The sequence below is a fragment of the Sorangium sp. So ce327 genome (genome assembly GCF_051530205.1).
Taxonomy (GTDB): domain Bacteria; phylum Myxococcota_A; class Polyangia; order Polyangiales; family Polyangiaceae; genus Sorangium; species Sorangium cellulosum_B.
Genome location: NZ_CP150330.1, coordinates 12080446 through 12099672 on the forward strand (window position 1 = coordinate 12080446; position 19227 = coordinate 12099672).

The 19227-nt window shown below is 73.9% G+C and carries 16 protein-coding genes; 7 read left to right on the top strand and 9 right to left on the bottom strand.

The genetic code is table 11. The annotated features are described in order from the left end of the window. Positions 1 to 45: 45 nt before the first annotated feature. From tsaE to WME95_RS45300, 3 genes are all read right to left on the bottom strand, one after another. The gene (gene tsaE, locus WME95_RS45290; protein WP_437905416.1) at positions 46 to 558 is read right to left on the bottom strand and encodes a tRNA (adenosine(37)-N6)-threonylcarbamoyltransferase complex ATPase subunit type 1 TsaE; all 513 of its coding nucleotides are present in this window, start codon (positions 556 to 558) and stop codon (positions 46 to 48) included. A 3-nt stretch (positions 559 to 561) separates the two neighbouring features. Further along, the gene (locus WME95_RS45295) at positions 562 to 1701 is read right to left on the bottom strand and encodes a hypothetical protein (RefSeq protein WP_437905417.1); all 1140 of its coding nucleotides are present in this window, start codon (positions 1699 to 1701) and stop codon (positions 562 to 564) included. Between the two features lie 148 nt (positions 1702 to 1849). Further along, positions 1850 to 3769, bottom strand: a complete 1920-nt coding sequence (locus tag WME95_RS45300) for a hypothetical protein (protein ID WP_437905418.1) — start codon at positions 3767 to 3769, stop codon at positions 1850 to 1852. 176 nt (positions 3770 to 3945) lie between these two features. Between WME95_RS45300 and WME95_RS45305 the strand changes: the two genes are divergently transcribed. From WME95_RS45305 to sdhB, 3 genes are read left to right on the top strand one after another with little or no spacing between them, the layout of a single operon-like run. Then, positions 3946 to 4767, top strand: coding sequence for a succinate dehydrogenase (locus WME95_RS45305; protein ID WP_437905419.1), 822 nt, complete (start codon positions 3946 to 3948; stop codon positions 4765 to 4767). A 55-nt stretch (positions 4768 to 4822) separates the two neighbouring features. Further along, positions 4823 to 6847: a succinate dehydrogenase flavoprotein subunit gene (sdhA, locus tag WME95_RS45310; protein WP_437905420.1), complete on the top strand. Its 2025-nt coding sequence runs from the start codon at positions 4823 to 4825 to the stop codon at positions 6845 to 6847. Position 6848: 1 nt separating this feature from the next. Next, on the top strand, positions 6849 to 7670 hold the full coding sequence (gene sdhB, locus WME95_RS45315) for a succinate dehydrogenase iron-sulfur subunit (protein WP_437296102.1): 822 nt from the start codon (positions 6849 to 6851) through the stop codon (positions 7668 to 7670). 10 nt (positions 7671 to 7680) lie between these two features. Here sdhB and WME95_RS45320 read toward each other — a convergent pair whose 3' ends face one another. The 6 genes from WME95_RS45320 to WME95_RS45345 all read right to left on the bottom strand — a co-directional run bounded on the left by WME95_RS45320 (position 7681) and on the right by WME95_RS45345 (position 13592). Beyond that, positions 7681 to 8247, bottom strand: a complete 567-nt coding sequence (locus tag WME95_RS45320; protein WP_437905421.1) for a hypothetical protein — start codon at positions 8245 to 8247, stop codon at positions 7681 to 7683. Positions 8248 to 8359: 112 nt separating this feature from the next. Next, positions 8360 to 9244, bottom strand: a complete 885-nt coding sequence (locus WME95_RS45325) for a branched-chain amino acid ABC transporter permease (RefSeq protein WP_437547093.1) — start codon at positions 9242 to 9244, stop codon at positions 8360 to 8362. Positions 9245 to 9320: 76 nt separating this feature from the next. Then, entirely contained in the window at positions 9321 to 10517 is a 1197-nt protein-coding gene (locus tag WME95_RS45330; RefSeq protein ID WP_437547095.1) for an ABC transporter substrate-binding protein, read from the bottom strand. 237 nt (positions 10518 to 10754) lie between these two features. Continuing rightward, positions 10755 to 11501, bottom strand: coding sequence for a TlyA family RNA methyltransferase (locus WME95_RS45335; RefSeq protein WP_437547097.1), 747 nt, complete (start codon positions 11499 to 11501; stop codon positions 10755 to 10757). After that, positions 11498 to 12571 (bottom strand): ABC transporter substrate-binding protein, encoded by a 1074-nt coding sequence (locus tag WME95_RS45340; protein WP_437905422.1) that lies wholly within the window; start codon positions 12569 to 12571, stop codon positions 11498 to 11500. The genes WME95_RS45335 and WME95_RS45340 overlap by 4 nt, the downstream gene beginning before the upstream one ends. Further along, a complete protein-coding gene (locus tag WME95_RS45345) occupies positions 12564 to 13592 on the bottom strand; it encodes a trypsin-like serine peptidase (protein WP_437905423.1) in 1029 nt (342 codons plus the stop codon). The genes WME95_RS45340 and WME95_RS45345 overlap by 8 nt, the downstream gene beginning before the upstream one ends. Before the next feature lie 437 nt (positions 13593 to 14029). Between WME95_RS45345 and WME95_RS45350 the strand changes: the two genes are divergently transcribed. From WME95_RS45350 to WME95_RS45365, 4 genes are all read left to right on the top strand, one after another. Next, complete coding sequence (locus WME95_RS45350; protein WP_437905424.1) at positions 14030 to 16564, top strand: DNA internalization-related competence protein ComEC/Rec2; 2535 nt, start codon at positions 14030 to 14032, stop codon at positions 16562 to 16564. An 83-nt stretch (positions 16565 to 16647) separates the two neighbouring features. Then, a complete protein-coding gene (locus WME95_RS45355) occupies positions 16648 to 18138 on the top strand; it encodes a B12-binding domain-containing radical SAM protein (RefSeq protein WP_437905425.1) in 1491 nt (496 codons plus the stop codon). Between the two features lie 38 nt (positions 18139 to 18176). Continuing rightward, complete coding sequence (locus tag WME95_RS45360; RefSeq protein ID WP_437911094.1) at positions 18177 to 18425, top strand: glutaredoxin family protein; 249 nt, start codon at positions 18177 to 18179, stop codon at positions 18423 to 18425. Positions 18426 to 18502: 77 nt separating this feature from the next. After that, positions 18503 to 19153 carry a TlpA family protein disulfide reductase gene (locus WME95_RS45365; RefSeq protein ID WP_437713126.1) on the top strand — a complete coding sequence of 217 codons (651 nt, stop codon included), beginning with the start codon at positions 18503 to 18505 and terminating at the stop codon, positions 19151 to 19153. The last annotated feature ends 74 nt before the right edge of the window (positions 19154 to 19227 follow it).

The following is a 19227-nucleotide window of genomic DNA, read 5'->3' on the forward strand; positions in this document are numbered from 1 at the left end:
CACCGAACCGCTTGCCTGTGGCCACACCGCCACGATGAGCCGAGCTTACGAGAGCAGCTCTCTCTCCAGCGCGGCGAGCACCTCGCCGCTCCGCGCGCCGGTCGCCCTGATCTCGGCGGCGCGGCCGGGCGCGGACGGATCGTCGGGGGCGGCGAGGTGGATCAGGAGCGCGTCGCCCCCGAGCGCCTCCACGAACGGCTCGCCCCACTCCACGACGACGAGCGCGCCCTCCGCGCGGCGCTCGCGCAGCCCGAGCTGGGCGAGCTCCGCGGCCGCGCCGTCGCGCGCGCCCTCCGCGGAGGACGCGCCCCCGAGGCGGTAGGCGTCGGCGTGCGCGATGGGGACCCGGCCCTCGTGCTCGTGGACCAGCGTGAACGTCGGGCTGGTGATCGGGAGCGCCGGCGGGACGCCGAGCGCCCGGCAGAGGGCGCGGGCGAAGAACGTCTTCCCGGCGCCGAGATCGCCGGCGAGGACGACCAGATCGCCGCCCGCGAGGCGCGCGGCGAGCGCCCGTGCCAGGCGGATGGTGCTGCGGCGGCTCGGCAGCTCGATGCGCATGCGTCAGAACCGGGCCCCGGCGCCGAGCGTCGCGCCGACCAGCAACAGGGAGCCGCCCCCCGTGGGAACCCACCGGAGGTTGCCGAGCTGGGCCTCGAGCTGCACCGCGCGGCTCAGCGCGAGCGCGACGTCGAGCGACGCCCCGAGCACCGGGTGGACCTCGAGATCGCCGTGGTACGTCGTGAGATCTGGGCCCACGGCGCCGGGGGCGGACCTGAAGAACGCGCCCGCGCGGAGCGACGGGCCGAGGTGAAGCGGGAACGCGCGCCACGCCCCGTCGTGCGGCGTCAGGCTGGGCGTCAGCATCAGGCGCGCGCCGCCCTCGATCCAGCCGGCGAAGGGGCCGGCCAGGTTGCCGCCGCCGCCGGCGAACAGCTCGAGCCCGCGGTCGCCGGGCGCATAGGCCACGCGCGCCTCCCCGACCAGCGAGGCCGCGCTGCCGCTCGCGCCCGGCAGGCGCGCCGCCGCGACGGCCAGCCCGAGCGACGCGGACAGGGCGACCCGGCGCCCGCCCGAGTACGCCGGCCAACCGCGCTCCGGCCCGAGGGGATACGCCATCAGCACCTCTTTCGCGGGCGGCGCGGGCGGCGGCGCGGGCACCGGGGGCAGCACGATCGCCCCTCCCGCGGATGGAGGCGGGGGCGCGCTCGCCGGAGCGGAGCGCGCGGCGCGCTCCCAGGGGAGCTCGCCGGCGCCGATGCCCTCCGGGCGGAGCAAGACGGCCAGCATCTCCTGCGTCTGCCGGGCCTCTTTACCCCGGTCGACCTCCCTGGCGACCGACTCGACCCGGCCCGTCGAGGCGAGGTACGCGGTGAGCTCGATCCGGGTGGTCGTGACCGCAGGATCGACGGTGCCGGTCAGGACCCAGTCCACGCCCGTCCGCGCGCTCACCGCGCGGTACTCGTCCGCGCTGTCGGCGACGCCGTCGGCGACGTCCTTGAGCGCGGCCGCGACCGCGCCGTCCGGCGCCGCGGTGTGGCCGAGGGCGGCGAGCCCGCGCGCGACCTCGGCCTGGGCGGCGCTCCGGGCGGCCTCATCGGTGCCCCCTCGCGCCGGCAGGAGCGCCACCCGATCGGCGAGCGCGGCAGGGGCGATCGCCAGGAGCGCGGCGGCGGCGGCACAGGAGAGGGCTCGGCGGATCATGCGGCGCCATGGTACGCCCGCCGGCAGGCCGGAGCAGCCCCGGGGCGACGCGCCGGCACGGTCTCCACGCGCCGCCTCGCGCGTCGTGCCCTGCGCTGACGGGGCGCCGGCCAGGTGAGCAGCGTCATTCACCGCGCTCTCGCCCCGCTCATCGCGCCTTCCCGCTCTCGCGGTAGCCGATCACCCGCGGCAGCACGCGCCGCCCGCCGAAGCCGCTCGCCGCCGTCGTCCAGAGCTCTGCCGACGCGGTGCTCATGGCGCTCGCCGCGGCGAGGCGCCGCGCCTTCACCTCCGCCGGGTCCTCGGTGCCCGTCTTCGGCAGCCGCTGCACGCCGGCCCAGGCGAGCACGCCGGCGTCGCGCCCGAGCGCCGCCCAGAAGCTCGGCGGCGACGGATGGGTGGCGAGCCACGCCGCGAGCGCGGCCGCCGCGCCCGAGGCAGGCGCCGCCCCGGGATCGCCCGCGCCCGGCGGAGGCTGCGCGCCGGAGGGCGCCGCGAGGAGCGGGAAGAGCCCTGCCGTCGCGACGAGCGATCCCGGCGGCGGCGCGATGGCCGTCTCGAAGGCGAGCGCGATCGTCACCGAGCGGGGAGCCGCGCGGAGCGCCTGGTCCGCGCAGCGTGCGTCGCCGGCGAGGACCATCCCGCGGATGGCCGGCGGCCGGAGAACGCGCGCGTCGAAGGTCCCGTCGCATGGCAGCGCCAGCGCGATGCCGCGCTCGGCCAGCGGCGTGGCCCCGGTAGCGCCCGGCGGCGCGGCCCCCGCAGCGGCCCCGGCAGCGCCCGCCGGCGTGGGGGCCGCGTCCTTCCGGACATCGGCGTCGCCGCCCACGAGCGCCACCGGCTTCGCGCCCCGCTCCGCGAGCGCGGCGGCGAGCACCTCGATGCTCCTCGCGGGCTCCTCGCCCACGACGAAGACGAACGCGCCGTCCAGCGCCGCCGGCTCCGGCGGATGGACGAGCAGCACCGGGATCGCGTGCGTCCGCGCGAACTTCGCCGCCTCGGTCGCCTGCTCCCGATCGGAGCCGGCGATGAGCACCGCGGCGCCCTCGGCGGTGAGGCTGTTCAGCGCCTCGTCCACGCTGCCCTCGCCGCCGTCGTCGCGGCTCACGAGCCGCGCGTCCGAGCCCGGCCGGAGCAGCCCGAGCCCGTGCGCCACGCCGGCGGCGATCTCGACGCCCCGGCGGCGCGACGCGGCCGTGCGCGTCGACAGCAGCAGGCCGACCGTGGGCGGCTCGACGCGCGCGGCCCCCGCGCCGGCCGCGAGCTCGAAGATCGCGTCGCGCTGGGTGCCGAGCGCCGCGTCGGCCCGATCGAGCAGCTCCTTCGCGAGCGCCACGTCGCGGCGCTCGCGGGCGACGATCGCGAGGCGCTCGGCGACCAGCGAGCGCAGATCGACCTCCGGGCTCACGACCTCGCCGGTCGCCCGCCCGGCGCGGAGCGCCCGGACGAGGTGATCGATCGGCACCTCGCGCAGCTGCGCCCCGATCTGCGCCCGGACGGCGGCGCGCCGGTCGTCGTCGGTTTCGCGCAGCCAGACGCTCATCAGCTCGATCGCCTGCGTCCACGCGCCCGCCTCCATCGCGGCGGCGGTGACCTCCTCGTTGAGGAGCGCGCGCACGTACGGGTCGATCATCTTGCTCACCAGCGGGCGCAGCACCCCGAAGGCGGGCCTCGGCTTGCCGGCTCGCCGGAGCGCCGCGCCGCGGATCACGCGCGCGAGATCGCCGACCGCGCTCCGCCCCGCCGCCTCGACCTCGCCCGCGAGCGCCTCGGCGCGGGGCAGGTCCCCGCGCTCCAGGGCGATCCACGCGAGGTGGACGGTCGCGACGCGCGCGAGGTCGTCGGAGGCGTGGCGCCCCCGGAAGGCGAGGAGCTCCGGCTCGAGCGCGATGCGCTCGGCGTGCGCGCCGTTTGCGAAGCGCGAGAGGAGGGGGCGCAGCTCGGCCTGGGCCGCGGGCGACCCGGCCAGCGCCGGGCTCACCGGCGCTCCGCCGTCCTGCGCGCCGCAGCCGGCGCCGGCGGTCGCGGCGGCGAGCGCGAGCAGGGCCGCGGCCGCGATCGCGGCCACGCGGGCGTGACGTGGCCGACGTCGCCGGGCGGCGCATCTGCGCGGGCGAGCCGCCCCGCCGCCGCTCGACGCGCCAAAGGCAGCGGAAAACCGGCCGGAACTGTTGACTGCGTTCACCTTGACGTCACCCGGGGCATCCCATACACCCGCCGCGCCCGCCTTCCATCGAGGTCAGCGTGTCCGAGGCAACCCCCGCGAGATCGCTCTTTCACGAGAGCCGCCGGTCCTTTCTCCTGCGCAAGCTGCATTCTCTCACCGGCGCCCTCCCCGTGGGCGGTTTCCTGCTCTTCCACTTCTGGACGAACGCGAAGGCGCTCCAGGGGCAGGAGCGGTTCGACGCGGCCGTCGGCGAGATCTCGCACATGCCGTACCTGCCCGTGCTCGAGATCGGGCTCGTCGTGCTGCCGCTCGCGTTCCACGCCCTCTACGGGGTCAAGCTGGTGCTCGAGGGCAAGCCGAACGTCGGCAGCTACACGTTCTCGCGCAACTGGATGTACACGCTGCAGCGGGTCACGGGGGTGCTCGCCTTCGCGTTCATCGGCTTCCACCTCTGGTCGTACTGGGCGCAGAAGTGGCTGGGCCGGATGGCGCCCGAGGAGTTCTACCCGCGGCTGTGCGCCGACATGGCGTCGACCGTCGGCGGCGTCCCGGTGATCGCGCTCGTCTACCTCTTCGGCATCGCGGCGAGCGTGTTCCACTTCGCCAACGGCCTCTGGGGCTTCTGCTTCTCGTGGGGGATCACCGTCTCGCGCCGGGCGCAGCGGACGGCCGCGGTGGTCTTCGGCGCGGTGGGCCTCGTGGTCTTCCTGTTCGGCGCCAACACGGTGATCTATTTCGCCACCGGCGCGCCGTTCCCCGGGACGCCGGGCCCGTCCGCGGAGGGGGGCCGCAGCTGCGCGGACATCGCGTCGGCTTCGACCGGTTCCACCGGCGCCCCCCCGCGCGCGGCTGTCGGCGCCGGCGCCGGTGTCGACGTGGGCGCGCCGGCCTCGCACTGACCATCGTATCGGCCGCGCCCTTCCGGGGAGCGGCGCGGGAGCATCGGGATCGAACATGGCCGCGAAGAGCACGACGAGGAGCGAGGGGGGGAAGGTTCGGCGCGTGATCGTCGTCGGGGGCGGGCTCGCCGGCCTGATGACGGTGATCAAGCTGTGCGAGGCGAAGGTCCCTGTCGACCTGATCTCCCTCGTTCCGGTGAAGCGCTCGCACTCGGTGTGCGCGCAGGGCGGCATCAACGCCTCGGTGAACACGAAGGGCGAGGGAGACAGCCCCCAGGTGCACCTCGAGGAGACGGCGTACGGCGGCGATTTCCTCGCGAACCAGCCGCCCGTCAAGGGGATGGCCGAGGCCGCGCCGGGCATCGTGAACATGCTCGATCGCATGGGCGTGCCGTTCAACCGGACGCCCGAGGGCCTGCTCGACTTCCGCCGCTTCGGCGGCACGCTCTACCACCGCACGGCGTTCGCCGGCGCGACGACGGGGCAGCAGCTGCTCTACGCGCTCGACGAGCAGGTGCGGCGGTACGAGCTCGCCGACGTGACCGACGAGCACGGCGTGGCGATCCCGGGCGAGAAGATGGTCCGGAAGTTCGAGTTCTGGGACTTCCTCGAGGCGATCCTCGACGACTCCGGCACGTGCGTGGGCTGCGTCGCGCAGGACCTGAAATCGATGCAGATCCGCGCCTTCACGGGCGACGCGGTCGTGCTCGCGACGGGCGGCTGCGGCATCGTCTTCGGCCGCTCCACGCTGAGCGTCATCTGCACGGGGACGGCGGCGTCGGCGGTCTACCAGCAGGGCGCGGTGTACGCGAACGGCGAGTTCATCCAGGTGCACCCGACGGCGATCCCGGGCGCCGACAAGCTGCGGCTCATCTCGGAGAGCGCGCGCGGCGAGGGCGGCCGCGTCTGGGTGCCGAAGGACAAGACCGACGCGCGGAGCCCGCGGGACATCCCCGAGAAGGAGCGCGACTACCTGCTCGAGCGGATGTACCCCGGCTACGGCAACCTCGTCCCCCGCGACATCGCCGCGCGCGCGATCTTCAAGACGTGCTTCCACGAGGGGCGCGGCATCTGGAGCGCCGCGACGGGCCGCAACGAGAACGAGGTCTACCTCGACCTGACCCACAAGGACGAGAAGTTCCTCCGGTCGAAGCTCGCGGGCATCCTCGAGATCTACGAGAAGTTCGCGGGCACCGACCCGTACAAGAACCCGATGAAGGTCTTCCCGGCGGTCCATTATTCGATGGGCGGCCTGTGGGTCGACTACGAGGCGGACGCGCGGGGCTCGCTCAAGGCCGGGTCGCCGCGCAACCACGCGACGAGCATCCCGGGCCTCTACGCGGTGGGCGAGGTGGACTACCAGTACCACGGGGCCAACCGGCTCGGCGCCAACTCGCTGCTGTCGTGCATCTACGCCGGCATGGTGTGCGGGCCGGCGGTGGCGACCTATCAGCGGAGCATCAGGCGGAGCGCGCTCGACCTGCCGCGCTCGATCTTCGACAAGGCCGAGAAGCGCGCGGAGTCGAGCTACCAGCGCATCCTGACGCAGAACCAGGACGCGAAGCAGCCGGAGAACGCGTACCGGCTGCACCAGGAGCTCGGCGAGACGATGCTGCGCGACTGCACGATCGAGCGCGACAACGCCACGCTCGACCGCGTGCTCGAGAAGCTCGGCGAGCTCGAGGAGCGTGCGGAGCGGATCAAGTGCACCGACACGGCCCCGCGGGTGAACCAGGGGGCGCAGTTCGTGCGCCACCTCGAGAACATGCTGGTGCTCGCGCGGGTCATCGCGCAGGGCGCGAGGAACCGCGACGAGTCGCGCGGGGCGCACTACAAGCCGGAGTTCCCGGCGCGGAACGACGCCGCGTGGATGCGCACGACGCTGGCGCGCCACGAGGAGAAGGGCGCGGTGAAGTTCGTCCGCGAGTTCGACTACGCGTGCGCCGGCCAGTCGATCCACGTGACGGACGCGGTGGACACGTCGCTCGTGACGCCGCGGGAGCGCAAGTACGAGCAGGCGGGCGCGGCGAGCGCGGCGAGCGCACAGGCGACAGGGAAGCTGTCGCAGAAGAGCGTGTAGGATGGCCAAGGCGAGCGGAGACGAGGCGAACGGGGCGGCGGCGCCGGCGCAGCCGAAGGGCGAGGGCCGGCTTGTGCACCTGCGCGTGCGGCGGCAGGACACCGCGGATCGGACGGAGTCGCGGCGCTGGGAGGAGTTCAAGGTCCCCTACCTGCCGCAGATGAACGTGATCAGCGCGCTGCAGCAGATCCAGAAGGATCCGCGGACCGTGGACGGCAAGGAGGTGGCTCCTGTCGTCTGGGAGGCGGTGTGTCTGGAGGAGGTGTGCGGCTCGTGCACGATGGTGATCAACGGTCGGGTCCGACAGGCCTGCTCGGCGCTCATCGACCAGCTCGCGCCGAAGGGCGAGGTGATCACGCTGGAGCCGATGTCCAAGTTCCCGCTCGTGCGCGACCTGCTCGTCGACCGGAGCCGGATGTTCGAGGACATGAAGCGCGTGCGGGCGTGGATTGACATCGACGGCACGCACGAGCTCGGCCCGGGGCCGCGCGAGTCGCCGGAGCGGCAGCAGGAGCGATATCCGCTCTCCCGCTGCATGACGTGCGGCTGCTGCGTCGAGGCGTGCCCGCAGTACAGCGACGGCACGAAGTTCGTCGGCGCCTTCGCCATCAACCTTGTGCGGCTCTACAACATGCACCCTTCGGGGGCGATGCACGAGGGCGAGCGCCTCGAGTCGGTGATGAGCGAGGGTGGGATCACCGATTGCGGCAAGTCGCAGAACTGCGTCGAGGTGTGCCCGAAGGAGATCCCGCTCGTCGACTCGCTCGCGGCCGTCTCCCGCGACACGACGAAGCGGATGCTGTTCGGCTGGCTGCTGAAGTAGGCGCGCCGACCTACGGAAACAGCGACCCCGTCCCGAGCCCGAGCCCGTTCCCGAGCCCCATCTGCAGCGCGTCCGGCGCGCGCGGCCGCGCCAGCTTGTCCAGGCGCATCCCGAGCAGGTGCGTGATCAGCGTGCAAGCCTGGTGCGCCCGCGCCGTCGCCTCGCACCCCATCCAGGCGCCGAGCGACTCCCGCTCGCCGTCCTCGGCGTAGCGGATCACGGCGCCGCCCTCGGCGACCGTGATCCAGGCGTTCGCCTGGCGCGGCAGCGAGGCGTGCAGCACGCCGACCTGGCCCAGCGGATCGTCGTTCGGGCCCATGACCCGGCCGTCCGGCTCGAGCAGCGCCACCGGCTCGGCCTCCAGGCCGAACACGCGCCCGCCGCGATCGACGCTGAGCTGGTGCTCGCCGTTCACGAGGATCTTGCCGTCCGGCATGACGTCGATCGTGAGGTCGGCGAGCGCCCAGCGCGCGCGGGGGATGTCGAGCAGCGCGCCGCCGCGCACCCAGTTGGCGGGGGGCGTCGCGGCGCACGCCGCGAGCAGCGAGAGCGGTACGACGAGAGCGAGGCGTCGCATGCGCCGAGCATACCGCAAGGACGCGCGGCGCGTGGGCCGGCGGGCCGGCAGCCCTGCTTGTCGTGGAGGATGGATGGAAGCGCGGCGCGTGGGCCGGCGGGCCAGGGCGGCCTTACACCTTCTCGGTCCCGGTCGTGCCGAGCAGCCCCGTCGGCTTCACAAGGAGCACCCCGATCAGCACCGCGAACACAAGGACGTCCTGCAAGCCGGAGTAGGGCGTGAGCTTCGTCATCTCTCCGATGATCCCGATCAACATGCCCCCGAGCATGGCGCCCGTGATGTTGCCGATGCCGCCGATGACCGCCGCCACGAACGCGCGGTTGCCGATCACGACGCCCATCGTGGGGTACACCTGCGACTGATCGAGGCAGTACAGCACCGCGCCCACCGCCGCGAGCATCGAGCCCGTGAGGAAGGTGAGCGCGATGATGCGGCTCGTGCGGACGCCCATCAGCCGGGCGGCCTCGACGTTCACGCTGAGCGCGCGCATCGCCTTGCCCGTCCAGGTGCGCCGCACGAGCAGCTCCAGGCCGATCATCACGAGGATCGAGGTGACGAAGATCACCTGCCGCGTGTGCTCGATCGGCAGGAGCTGCGGATAGCCGCGGTAGCGTGCGGTGAAGAGGAGCTGCGCCAGGTTCTGGAGGAGCACGCTCATCCCGAGCGCCGTGACCAGCGGCGTGATCCGGGTGTTCGCGAGGCCCCGCCCCCGTGAGCGGAGCGGCGCGTAAGCCACCTTCTCGACGACGACCCCGAGGACGCCCGCGAAGGCCATCGCGCAGAGGGTGCCGGCCACGCCCGCGAACAGCGGCGCGCTGCTGCCACCGAACGCCGCGATCCCGAAGAGCCCGGCGAAGGCGCCCATCATGAAGATCTCGCTATGAGCGAAGTTGATGAGCTTGAGGATGCCGTAAACCATCGTGTAGCCGAGGGCGACCAGCGCGATCATCGACCCCTGGGCGAGCCCTGTGATCAGGGCATTCACGATCTTCTCCATGGAGACCTCTTCAACGCACGTTCCGCACGTCCCGCGCGCTGCTCACGTCCGAGCCAGCGCGCGCGAACGACGGCTATTACTTCGCAGCCTTCTCGTTGACCGTCGCGTAGTAGGTAAACTGCTTGTCCTTGATCCGGACGATCACGACCGGCTTGTCCGCGTTGCGCTCGGCATCGATGGTGATGACGCCCGTCGCGCCCTGGAACCCCTTGGTGTCCTGGATGGCCGCCCGGATGTCGTCCGGCGTCATCGCCTTGGCGCGTCCCATCGCGTCGGCCAGCAGCCTGGCCGCGTCATAGCCCTGCGCCGCGATGCTCGACGGCGTGCGCTTGTACCGGTCCTTGTACTTCTGCACGAAGGCCTGCGAGTTGGGCCAGGGGACGTCCGGCGCGTAGTGGTTCGTGAAGTACGCGCCGTCGAGCTCCTCGGCGGCGTCGCGCAGGAGCTCGTTCGCGTCCCACCCGTCGCTGCCGACGAACATGCTCCCTGGTACGCCAGCGGCCTTGGCCTGCCGCGCGACCGGGGCCATGCTCGTGTAATAGATCGGCGCGTAGATCATCTCGGGGTTCGCCGACTTGAGCTCGTTGATGTACGTCGTGAAGTTGGTCTCCTTCTTGAGGAAGCTCTTCTCCATGACGATCTCGCCGCCCAGGCGCTTCACCTCGTCGCGGAACTCCTTGGCGAGGCCCGACGAGTAGAGGTCGTCGGAGGCGAAGAAGAGCCCCACCTTCTTCTTGCCGAGCGTGTTCACGATGAACTGCGCGCCCATCTGGCCCTGCACGTCGTCGGTGAAGCAGGCGCGGAACACGAACGGGCCGACCTTCGTCACGTCCGGGTTCGTGGAGGACGGCGAGATCATCGGCACCTTCTTCTTGTTGGCGACGATGCCGCCGGCGCGCGACCGCGACGAGGCGACCTCGCCGAGGAGGGCCAGCACGTGATCCCGGTCGATGAGCTGGAGGACCTTGTTGGTCGCCTCCTCGGGCTTCGACTTGTTGTCCTCGTAGAGGACGTGGATCGGCTTGCCCTTGACCCCACCGGCCTTGTTGATCTCGTCGATCGCGAGATCGATACCCTCCTTCGAGTCGACGCCGAACGCCGTCTCCTCGCCCGAGAGGCTGAAGTAAGCGCCGACCTTCCACTCGGCGTCGTCCTTGGCGTGCTCAGCCGCGTTGCCGGCCGGCGTCTCGCTCTTCTTGTCGCAACCGAGCGTCATCGCGCTGAGCGCGAGCGCCCCGGCGATCATCTTCACCAAACCCCGTCGTCCGAGCATGTCGTCGTCCTCCCTGTCGCCGGGCTGCCTCGCGTGGGGTCGCCCGCGGTGGCCATGGCCGCCCACGGAGCGGCTCAGAGCGCGTGTACTCATCGCGTCTACCATTGTCTACGCGGCACGTCAGCACCGTCGGGCCGCTGCGCGGTCGGCGTGGAGCATCTTAAGTGTTCGACTTTCCACGGATTCCGGCGACCGAGCCCGGCGTCGTTGCGCGCGGCGTCGCGCGCAACGCGGCGGCTAGCCGGTGCGGCGCGCATGGACGAAGTGCTCGACGTTCCCCTTCGGCCCGCGCACCGCGCTGTCGACCTGCCCGACGACCGAGAAGCCCGCGGCCTCGATGGCCTGGCGCCCGTCGGCGATCGCCGCGAGGCGGGTCGCCTCGTCGCGGATGACGCCGCGGCCGCGGGCGGCGGCCTCGCGGCCCGCCTCGAACTGCGGCTTGATCAGCGCCACGAGATCCCCCGAGGGGCGGAGCAGGCGGGCGATCGCGTCGATGAGGCGGGAGATGCTGATGAACGACGCGTCGACGACGACGAGATCGATGGGGACGTCGAAGTCCTCTCGCTGGAGCTCGCGGGCGTTGACCCGATCGCGCACCTCGACGCGCGCATCGGCGCGGAGCTTGGCGGCGAGCTGGCCATAGCCGACGTCGACGGCGAAGACCCGCGCCGCGCCGCGCTGGAGCAGGCAGTCGGTGAAGCCGCCGGTCGAGGCGCCCACGTCGACGCACGTCTTCCCGGCGACGTCGAGGCCGTGCGCGGCGAAGGCCTCGAGCGCGTGCTCGAGCTTCTCGCCGCCGCGCGAGACGAACCGGGGGCCGGAGGCGACGTGGACCTCGGCGTCCTCCGGGAGCAGCGTGCCCGGCTTGTCGATGCGGCGCGGCCCCGAGGTGACCTTGCCGGCCATGATCAGCGCCTGCGCCTCGGTCCGCGAGCCGGCGAGCTTCCGGGCGACGAGCAGGGCGTCGGCGCGCACGCGGGTCATGGCGCCTCCGTTTTCGGCAGGGGCGCCGCGAGGCCTGCGCCGCCGGGGGAGGGAGGGACGGCCGCGTCGCCGGAGAGCGCCAGCGCCTCGCCGTGGAGCGCCCGCGCGACGGAAGCGAGGCCGTCGCCGATGCGCGGGCCCGGGCGCAGCGCGACATCGGTGTTCAGCGGGCGCAGGCGCCCCTCGCGCACGGCGCGCAGGGATCTCCAGCCGGGCGCGTCCCTGAGCGCCGCCAGCCTCGAGGCGCCCTGCGCATCGGCGTCGCTGGACGTGCCGTCGAGCAGGACGTCGGGATCCAGCGCGAGCAGCTGCTCGACGCTGATCGACGGGTAGGCGCCGCCGCGGGTGATCACGTTCTCGCCGCCGGCCAGCCGGATGAGCTCATCGGGGAAGCTCCCGGGGCCCGCGACGAAGAGGGGCGAGGTGTCGAACAGCAGGGCGGCCCGGACGCGCGGGGCGCCTTTCGCGGCGACGGCCTGCTCGACCGCGCGGCGCCGGGCGCGGATCCGGCCGATCGCCTGCTCCGCGCCGGGCGCCGCGTCGAGCCGCCGCCCGAGCTCCGTGAGCATGTCCTCGATCTGCGCGAGCGACTCGGTGTCGGGGAAACACGTCGCGATCCCGTGCGCGCGCAGCGACTCGTCGAGCGCGGGCCCCGCGGGGCCGCGGGCGCCGGCCACGAGGGTCGGCGAGAGCGCGATGATCGCCTCGATGCTCGGGTCGGCGTAGCCGCCGACGCTCGGCAGGCCGAGCACCTCGGGCGGGTGGTCGCAGTAGCGGGACCGGCCGACGAGCGTTGCGCCGGCGCCGATCGCGCAGACCGCCTCGGTGGTGCTTGGCGACAGGGAGACGACGCGCGCTCCCGCCGCGCGCGCCGGGGCGGTGCGCCCGCACGCCGCGAGCCCGAGCGCCGCGAGCCCGGCGAGCGCGGCCCGCCGCGAGAGCGCGCGGCCCGGCGCGCCCGCCAGGAACGAGGCCCGCGCGGCGCCCGGCTGGAGCGCAGGCCCCGCGGCGCCCGGCTGGAGCGCAGCGCCGGCGGCGCTCCGCGTGGAGGAGCGCCGCTCGTCAGCCAAGCCGCTCCCGGCTGCGCCGCCGCCGCAGGCTCGCGAGGGCGCCCAGGCTCGCCGCCCCGAGCACCCAGGGGACCGGCTGCGTCGGATCGGGCCGCGGGCTCGCGCTGCAGGACCCGCTCGACGCGTCGTCCGCGGGCGGCTCGGGGACCTCCGCGCAGAAGCCGGGCTCGCCGTTGCAGCTGTAGCCGTCAGGGCACGCCGCGGCCGCGTTGCAGGGCCGCGTGCAGTAGCCGTCGAGGCACGCGTTCGCAGGGCACTGCTCCGGCTGTTCGCACGTCGCGCCGACCTCCGCCGAGTACGCAGGATCGGTGGGGTAGCCGGTCGCCCAGGGGGGCTCCTTGTATCCTCCGGCACGGGCGGCGCGCACGGTCGTCTCTTTAATCCATTCCGCCCAGCGGTACACGTAGCCGTAGATCGGATACTCGCAGCCCTCGGCCCCGCGCGAGGTCACGCCGATCACGCGGTGCATCAGATCGAGGCTGGGTCCGCCCGAGTCTCCCTCGCAGATGCCGGTGTCCCCGACCCACTCCGTCGTCTTCACCAGGGAGGACGGGCAGCCGTCAGCCACGCAGTCGATGAACAGCCTGTCGCGGCGCCGCCGCAGGCCCGCGCCCGTGCTCGCGTCGTTCGTCGCCCCGAAGCCGACCGCGTAGTACTCCTCGCCCTCCACGAGCGGCACGTCGACGCGCGGCACGAGCGGCACCGCCTCGCTCTCCGGGATCGGCTCGTCCAGGATCAGGATCGCCTGATCGTTGCCGCAGAACGCGTCCGTCCCCTCGCCGGGGAGCAGCACGACCTCGCTGCCGGCGTAAAAACGCGCGTACCTGCCGATCTCCGCGTCGGTCGTCACGAAGATCCGGCCCGCGAGGTGCGTGTCCGTGAACTTCGTGGATCGACAGGTGATCTGGCCGTCGCGCTCATTGGCCATGTCCGACACGCAATGACGGGCCGTGAGCACCACGTTCGGGGCGATCAGGCTGCCGGTGCAGATCGCGCCGATCTCGTCGTTGTAGATGCCCACGACAGCCCTGTCGCCGTCGTCGAGATATCCGTCCTGAATGGCATCCCGCGCCTCACCGATCTCGTCAGGAGGCGCCTCCAGGGCCGAGCTGCACGCTGTCGCAGCGAGTCCCAGGGGGAGAATCCAGGTGACTCTGGGCAAGCAAAACGGCATCGAAAGCCTCCAGATACTGCAATGTCTGCGCGCGCCGCGGGGTGCCGCAAGGAGCAAAAGATTCTAGAGGCGAAGCCGCGGTCGTGCACGCGCGGCATGTGCGATGACCGCGCGATGACCGACTCGGCGCGTTGCTCCCCCCACACAGGGGAGAGCTCTTGCAGGATCGTCCGGTGCGCCGCCGCGCCCGGCGCCGCCATGGCGGCGCCAGGGGCGCGGCGACCGCTCCCCCCTGAAATTCCGCGGGAACGCGCGCGGCCCAGGTGTTGCGGGGCGGCGGGGCCGTGATCGATCCCGTCCTGCTCTTCGGCCTCGCGCTCGCCGCGGGCGCGCCGCTCGCCCTCTCTCCGCTGGCCACGGCGCTCGGCGCCGCGCTCGCCGCGGCGGCGCTCCGCCGCCGGGCCGGCCCCGCCGCGCTCGCCGCCGCCGGGGTGGCGCTCGTCGTGAGCGGCCTCCGCGCCCGCGCGCTGCTCGACGGCGCGGGCGCCGCCTACGACGGCGCCCTCGCGCTGCTGCAGCCGCCGGCGCGCTGCGAGGTGACGTGCGTCGTCGCCGGCTCGCCGGTCGTGGTCGGGGCGGCGCAGCGGCGCTCCGCCGGGGCGCGCGGCGAGGACGACGAGCCGCCGGCCTCGCGCATCGACGTGGAGCTCTCCGGCGGGACGTGCGGCGGGCGAGCGCTGCCGGGGCCGCTCCGGGCGCGCCTCTACGGCGCGCCGGTGGACCTCGCCCGGGGCGACCGGCTCGAGGTCACCGTGGACCTCGCGCCGATCCACCTGTTCCGGAACGAGGGGCTCCGGAACGCGACCGCCGCGATCGCGCGGAGCGGGATCGTCGCGAGCGGGACGATCGTCGAGGCGCGGCGGACGTCGGAGGGGGGCGCGATCGACGTGCGCGCGGCCGTCGATCGCGCGCGGGCCTTCGTGCGCGGGCGCATCGAGGCGACGTTCCACCCCGACGCGGTGGCGCTCGGGCGCGCGCTCGTGCTCGGCGAGACCGACCTCGCGCCCGAGGACCAGGAGGCGTTCCGCGAGAGCGGCCTCGCGCACCTGCTCGCGGTCTCGGGGACCCACCTCGTCCTCGCGGTGGCGGGCTTCGCCGCGGCGCTCCGCGCGATCCTCGTCCGCGTCGGGCCGATCGCCGCCCGGTGGGACGCGGGCCGGATCACGGCGGCCCTGTGCGTGCCGGCGGCGTGGCTGTACGCCGACTTCGCCGGCGGCGGCGGCTCGGCGATGCGCGCCGCGGCGATGCTCAGCTGCGCGATGGGCGCCCGCCTCCTCGGCCTCCGTCCGGTGGGCGTCCGCTGCTTCGCCCTGTCGCTCGCGGGCGCCGCCGCCGTGGATCCGCTCGTCGCGTGGGATCTCTCGTTCGGCCTGTCCGCGGCCGCCACCGCCGGGCTGCTCTGGCTGCAGCGGCCGCTCGCCGCGCTGATCGTGCCCGGCGAGGGGGCGCGCGGCGACGGCGGCGCCGAGGGCGGGCCGGGCGCGTCGCCGCTACGGGAGCTCGCGCGCAAGGTCCTCGCGCCGCTGGCGACGACGCTCGCCGCCATGTTCGGCTGCGCGCCGCTGCTGCTCATGAACGGGGAGACATTCCCGCTGCTCGGCGTGGCGGCGAACGTGGTCGCCGCGCCGATCGGCGAGCTGGCGGCGCTCCCGTTCTGCCTCGCGCACGCCGTGCTCTCGTGGGCGCCGCCGGTCGAGCGCGGGTGCGCGCTCGTCGGGTCGGGCGCGCTGCTCGCGGTCCGCGCCGTGGCCCGCGCCTCGGCGGACACCGGCGTGGTGCTGCGCCTGCCCGAGCCGTCGCCCGCCCAGCTGGCCGCGCTGGCCGCCGCGATCGCGCTCGCGTGGGCCGCGGAGCGCCGCAGCCGGCGGCTCGCCGCGCTCGCGGCCGGCGCCGCCGCGTGGCTGCTGCTCGAGGGCGTCGCCACGCGCGCGGGCGCGCCGCGCGGCGTGCTGCGCGTCAACGTCCTCGACGTGGGGCAGGGCGACGCCATCCTGATCGACCTCCCCGAGGGCGGCGCGATGCTCGTCGACGCGGGCGGCTTCGTTGGCAGCCCCGTCGACACGGGCGCGCGCGTGCTCCGGCCGCTCCTGCGGTCGCGCCGCCGCGCGCGCCTCGACGCGGTCGTCCTCTCGCACCCGCACCCCGATCACTTCGGCGGACTGCCGGCCACCGTGGAGGGCGTCGAGGTCGGCGAGCTCTGGGACACCGGCCAGGGCGAGGCCGAGGGCGCGGGCCCGGTCTACCGGAAGCTCCTGTCCGACCTGCGCCGGCGCGGCGTGCCCATCGTGCGGCCCGACGCGCTCTGCGGCAGACCGCGGGTCCTCTCGGGGGCGACGATCGAGGTGCTCGCGCCGTGCCCGGAGCTCCACCCCGACCGGGGCGCCAACGACAACTCCTTCGTCCTGCGCATCCGCTACGGGGCGCGATCCGCGCTGCTCGTGGGCGACGCGGAGCACGAGGCCGAGGACGCGCTCGTGGCGCGCTACGGCGCCGCGCTCCACGCCGATCTGCTCAAGGTGGGGCACCACGGCAGCCGGACGTCGACCGGCGCGGCGCTCCTCGCGGCCGTCGACCCCTCGATCGCCGCCGTGTCCTGCGGTGTCCGCAACCGCTTCGGGCACCCGAGCCCGGAGGTGCTCTCCCGCCTCTCGGCCGGCGGCGTCGCGATCGCGCGCACGGACCGCGGCGGCGCCCTGATCTGGGAGACCGACGGCGAGCGTGTCCTCTGGTCCCGCCCGGGCGAGCCGCCGCGCCCGGCCCCCGCTCCCCGCGACGGGAGGACCGCCGCCGGACACGTCCCGGAGAACGGTGCGCCGTGAGCTGGAAAAAATCCCCGCTCCGGACGGCTGTCAGCTGGCCTCCCATCCTTGCGCCTGGACGTCCCCTGAGCGACGCTGGGTCGATGTCTCGAAGCGCGATGACGACCACGATCCGCCGCCGCCTGGCGGGCGAGATCGGTCGTATCGACAAGCAGGCGCCCTTCCGCGTCGCGCTGTCTTACCCCTCGCCGTACCGGGCTGGAATGAGCTCGCTTGGCTTCCTCCAGATCTACAAGACCATCCAGGCCGAGCCCGGGATGGCGTGCGAGCGGGCCTTCCTGCCGGACGACGAGGGCCAGGGCACGGACGGCCCCCCGATCACGTACGAGGGGCTCCGCCCCATCTCCGATTTCCCCGTCATCGCGCTCTCGGTGGCCTACGAGCTCGAGCTCGCCGGGGTCGTCCGCCTGCTCGAGCTGGCAGGGATACCGGCGCTCCGGGAGGAGCGCTCCTTTCGCGATCCGTTCGTCCTCGCGGGCGGTCCGCTCACGTTCTCGAACCCGCTGCCGCTCGCGGTGTTCGCCGACGCGATCATCATGGGCGAGGCCGACACGCTGGCCGTGGAGGTGCTCCGCGTGCTGCGGGACGCCTCGTCGCGGGAGGCGGCGCTCGACGCGCTGGCGGCCCTCCCCCACGTCTTCGTCCCCGCGCGCCACGGCGCGGAGATGCCCCCGGTCGCGCAGTGCGACAACGCGCTCCTTCCCGCCTGGTCGCCGATCCGCGCCGAGGAGACCGAGCTCTCGAACATGTTCCTCATCGAGGCGGAGCGGGGCTGCTCGCGCGGGTGCACCTACTGCGTGATGCGCCGCTCGACCAACGGCGGCATGCGCATCGTCCCGAAGGAGCGCCTCCTCGAGCTCATCCCCGAGGACGCGAGGCGCGTCGGCCTCGTCGGCGCCGCGGTCAGCGATCACCCGAAGATCGTCGAGGTGGTCCGGACGCTCGCCGAGCGGGGCTGCGAGGTTGGGCTGAGCAGCCTCCGGCCGGACCGGCTGACCGACGAGTTCGTCGGCGCGCTGCGGCTCGCGGGCTACAAGACGCTCACGACGGCGATGGACGGCACGAGCGAGCGGGTCCGCGAGACGCTCGAGCGGCGCGCCCGGCCCAGGCACCTCCAGCGGGCCGCGGAGCTCGCGCGGCAGCACGGGATGAATCGGCTCAAGCTGTACCTGATGGTGGGCGTCCCCGGCGAGACCGACGCCGACGTCGACGAGTGCGTCGCGTTCGTCACGGAGCTGTCCCGGATCGTGCCGGTCGCGCTCGGGATCGCGCCGTTCTGCCCGAAGCGCAACACGCCGCTCCACGGCGCGCGCTTCGCCGGGATCGACGTCGTGAACAAGCGGCTCGACCGGCTCCGGCGCGGGCTGCGGGGCCGCGCGGACGTGCGGGCGACGAGCGCGCGCTGGGCGTGGGTCGAGGCGGTGCTCGCCGCCGGCGGCGAGGCCGAGGGGCACGCCGTGCTGCAGGCCGTGCACGCGGGCGGCTCGTTCCGGGACTACGAGCGCGCGTTCGACAAGATCAAGCGGCCGGAGCCGCCGCGCCGGCAAAGCCTGCCGCTGCTCGCGGCGGGGTGAGCGGGGCGGCTGCCAGGCCCGGAGGATGCCACGTGACGATGAAGACGCTGACCCTCTTCACGCGCGAGCGCTGCCACCTCTGCGAGGAGGCCCACGCCGCGCTCGAGCGCGTGCGCGTCCGGCTGCCGTTCGAGCTCGCCGTCGTCGACCTCGACCGGGAGGCCGGCCCGGAGAAGCGAGCGCTGTACGACTGGGAGGTCCCCGTTGTCGAGCTCGATGGGCGGAAGATCATGAAGTACCGCGTCGACGAGCGGCGGCTCGAGCGGCTGCTCTCCGGCCCGGAGTGAAGCGCCGCGTCGACGAGCGGGGGCGGGGCGTTTCGGCCCGCTTTCGCCCTGCGCCGCGCTACGCTATGCGAACCCCCGTGAAGTGGACGACCATCGCGCAGCTCGCCTTCATCCTCGTCGCTGCCGTCGCCGTCTACGGCTTCGTGCACGCCGCGCAGAATGACCAGCGCACGACCGGCTGCGAGGCCATCTGCGCCCTGCGCCCCGCGTACGCCGGCCGGAACCGGCTCGCGCCGGACTTCGAGCTGCCGGACATGAACGGCAAGCCCGTCCGGCTGTCGTCCTTCCGGGGCAAGACGGTCTTCCTGAACTTCTGGACCAAGACCTGCGCCCCGTGCCTGCAGGAGATGCCGGCGCTCGCGGAGCTCGGCCGGATCGCCCAGTCGCGCAAGGACATCGTCGTCCTCACGGTCTCGACCGACGAGGGGCCGGACGACGTGCGCGACGCGCTCAAGGTGGCCCTGAACGGAGACCCGCCGTTCCCGGTCCTCTTCGACCCGGAGTCCAAGGTCGTGATGGACCAGTACGGCACGCAGCTCTACCCGGAGACGTGGATCATCGACCCGAACGGGATCATCCGGGCCCGCTTCGACGGCGCGCGGGACTGGTCGAGCAGCCTGGCCATCGAGGTGGGCGAGATGGTCTCGCGCTGGGGCAGCTGCCCGGCCGATATCTACAAGAGCAAGCCGCGCGCGGGGTCCGTCGACGTCTGCACCGACGATTCCTGAGCGGACTTTCCGCGCCGGGGCGATCAGGCCAGGCATACGGGGAGTGGGGCGCGCTGGCCGCTTGGCGCACCCGC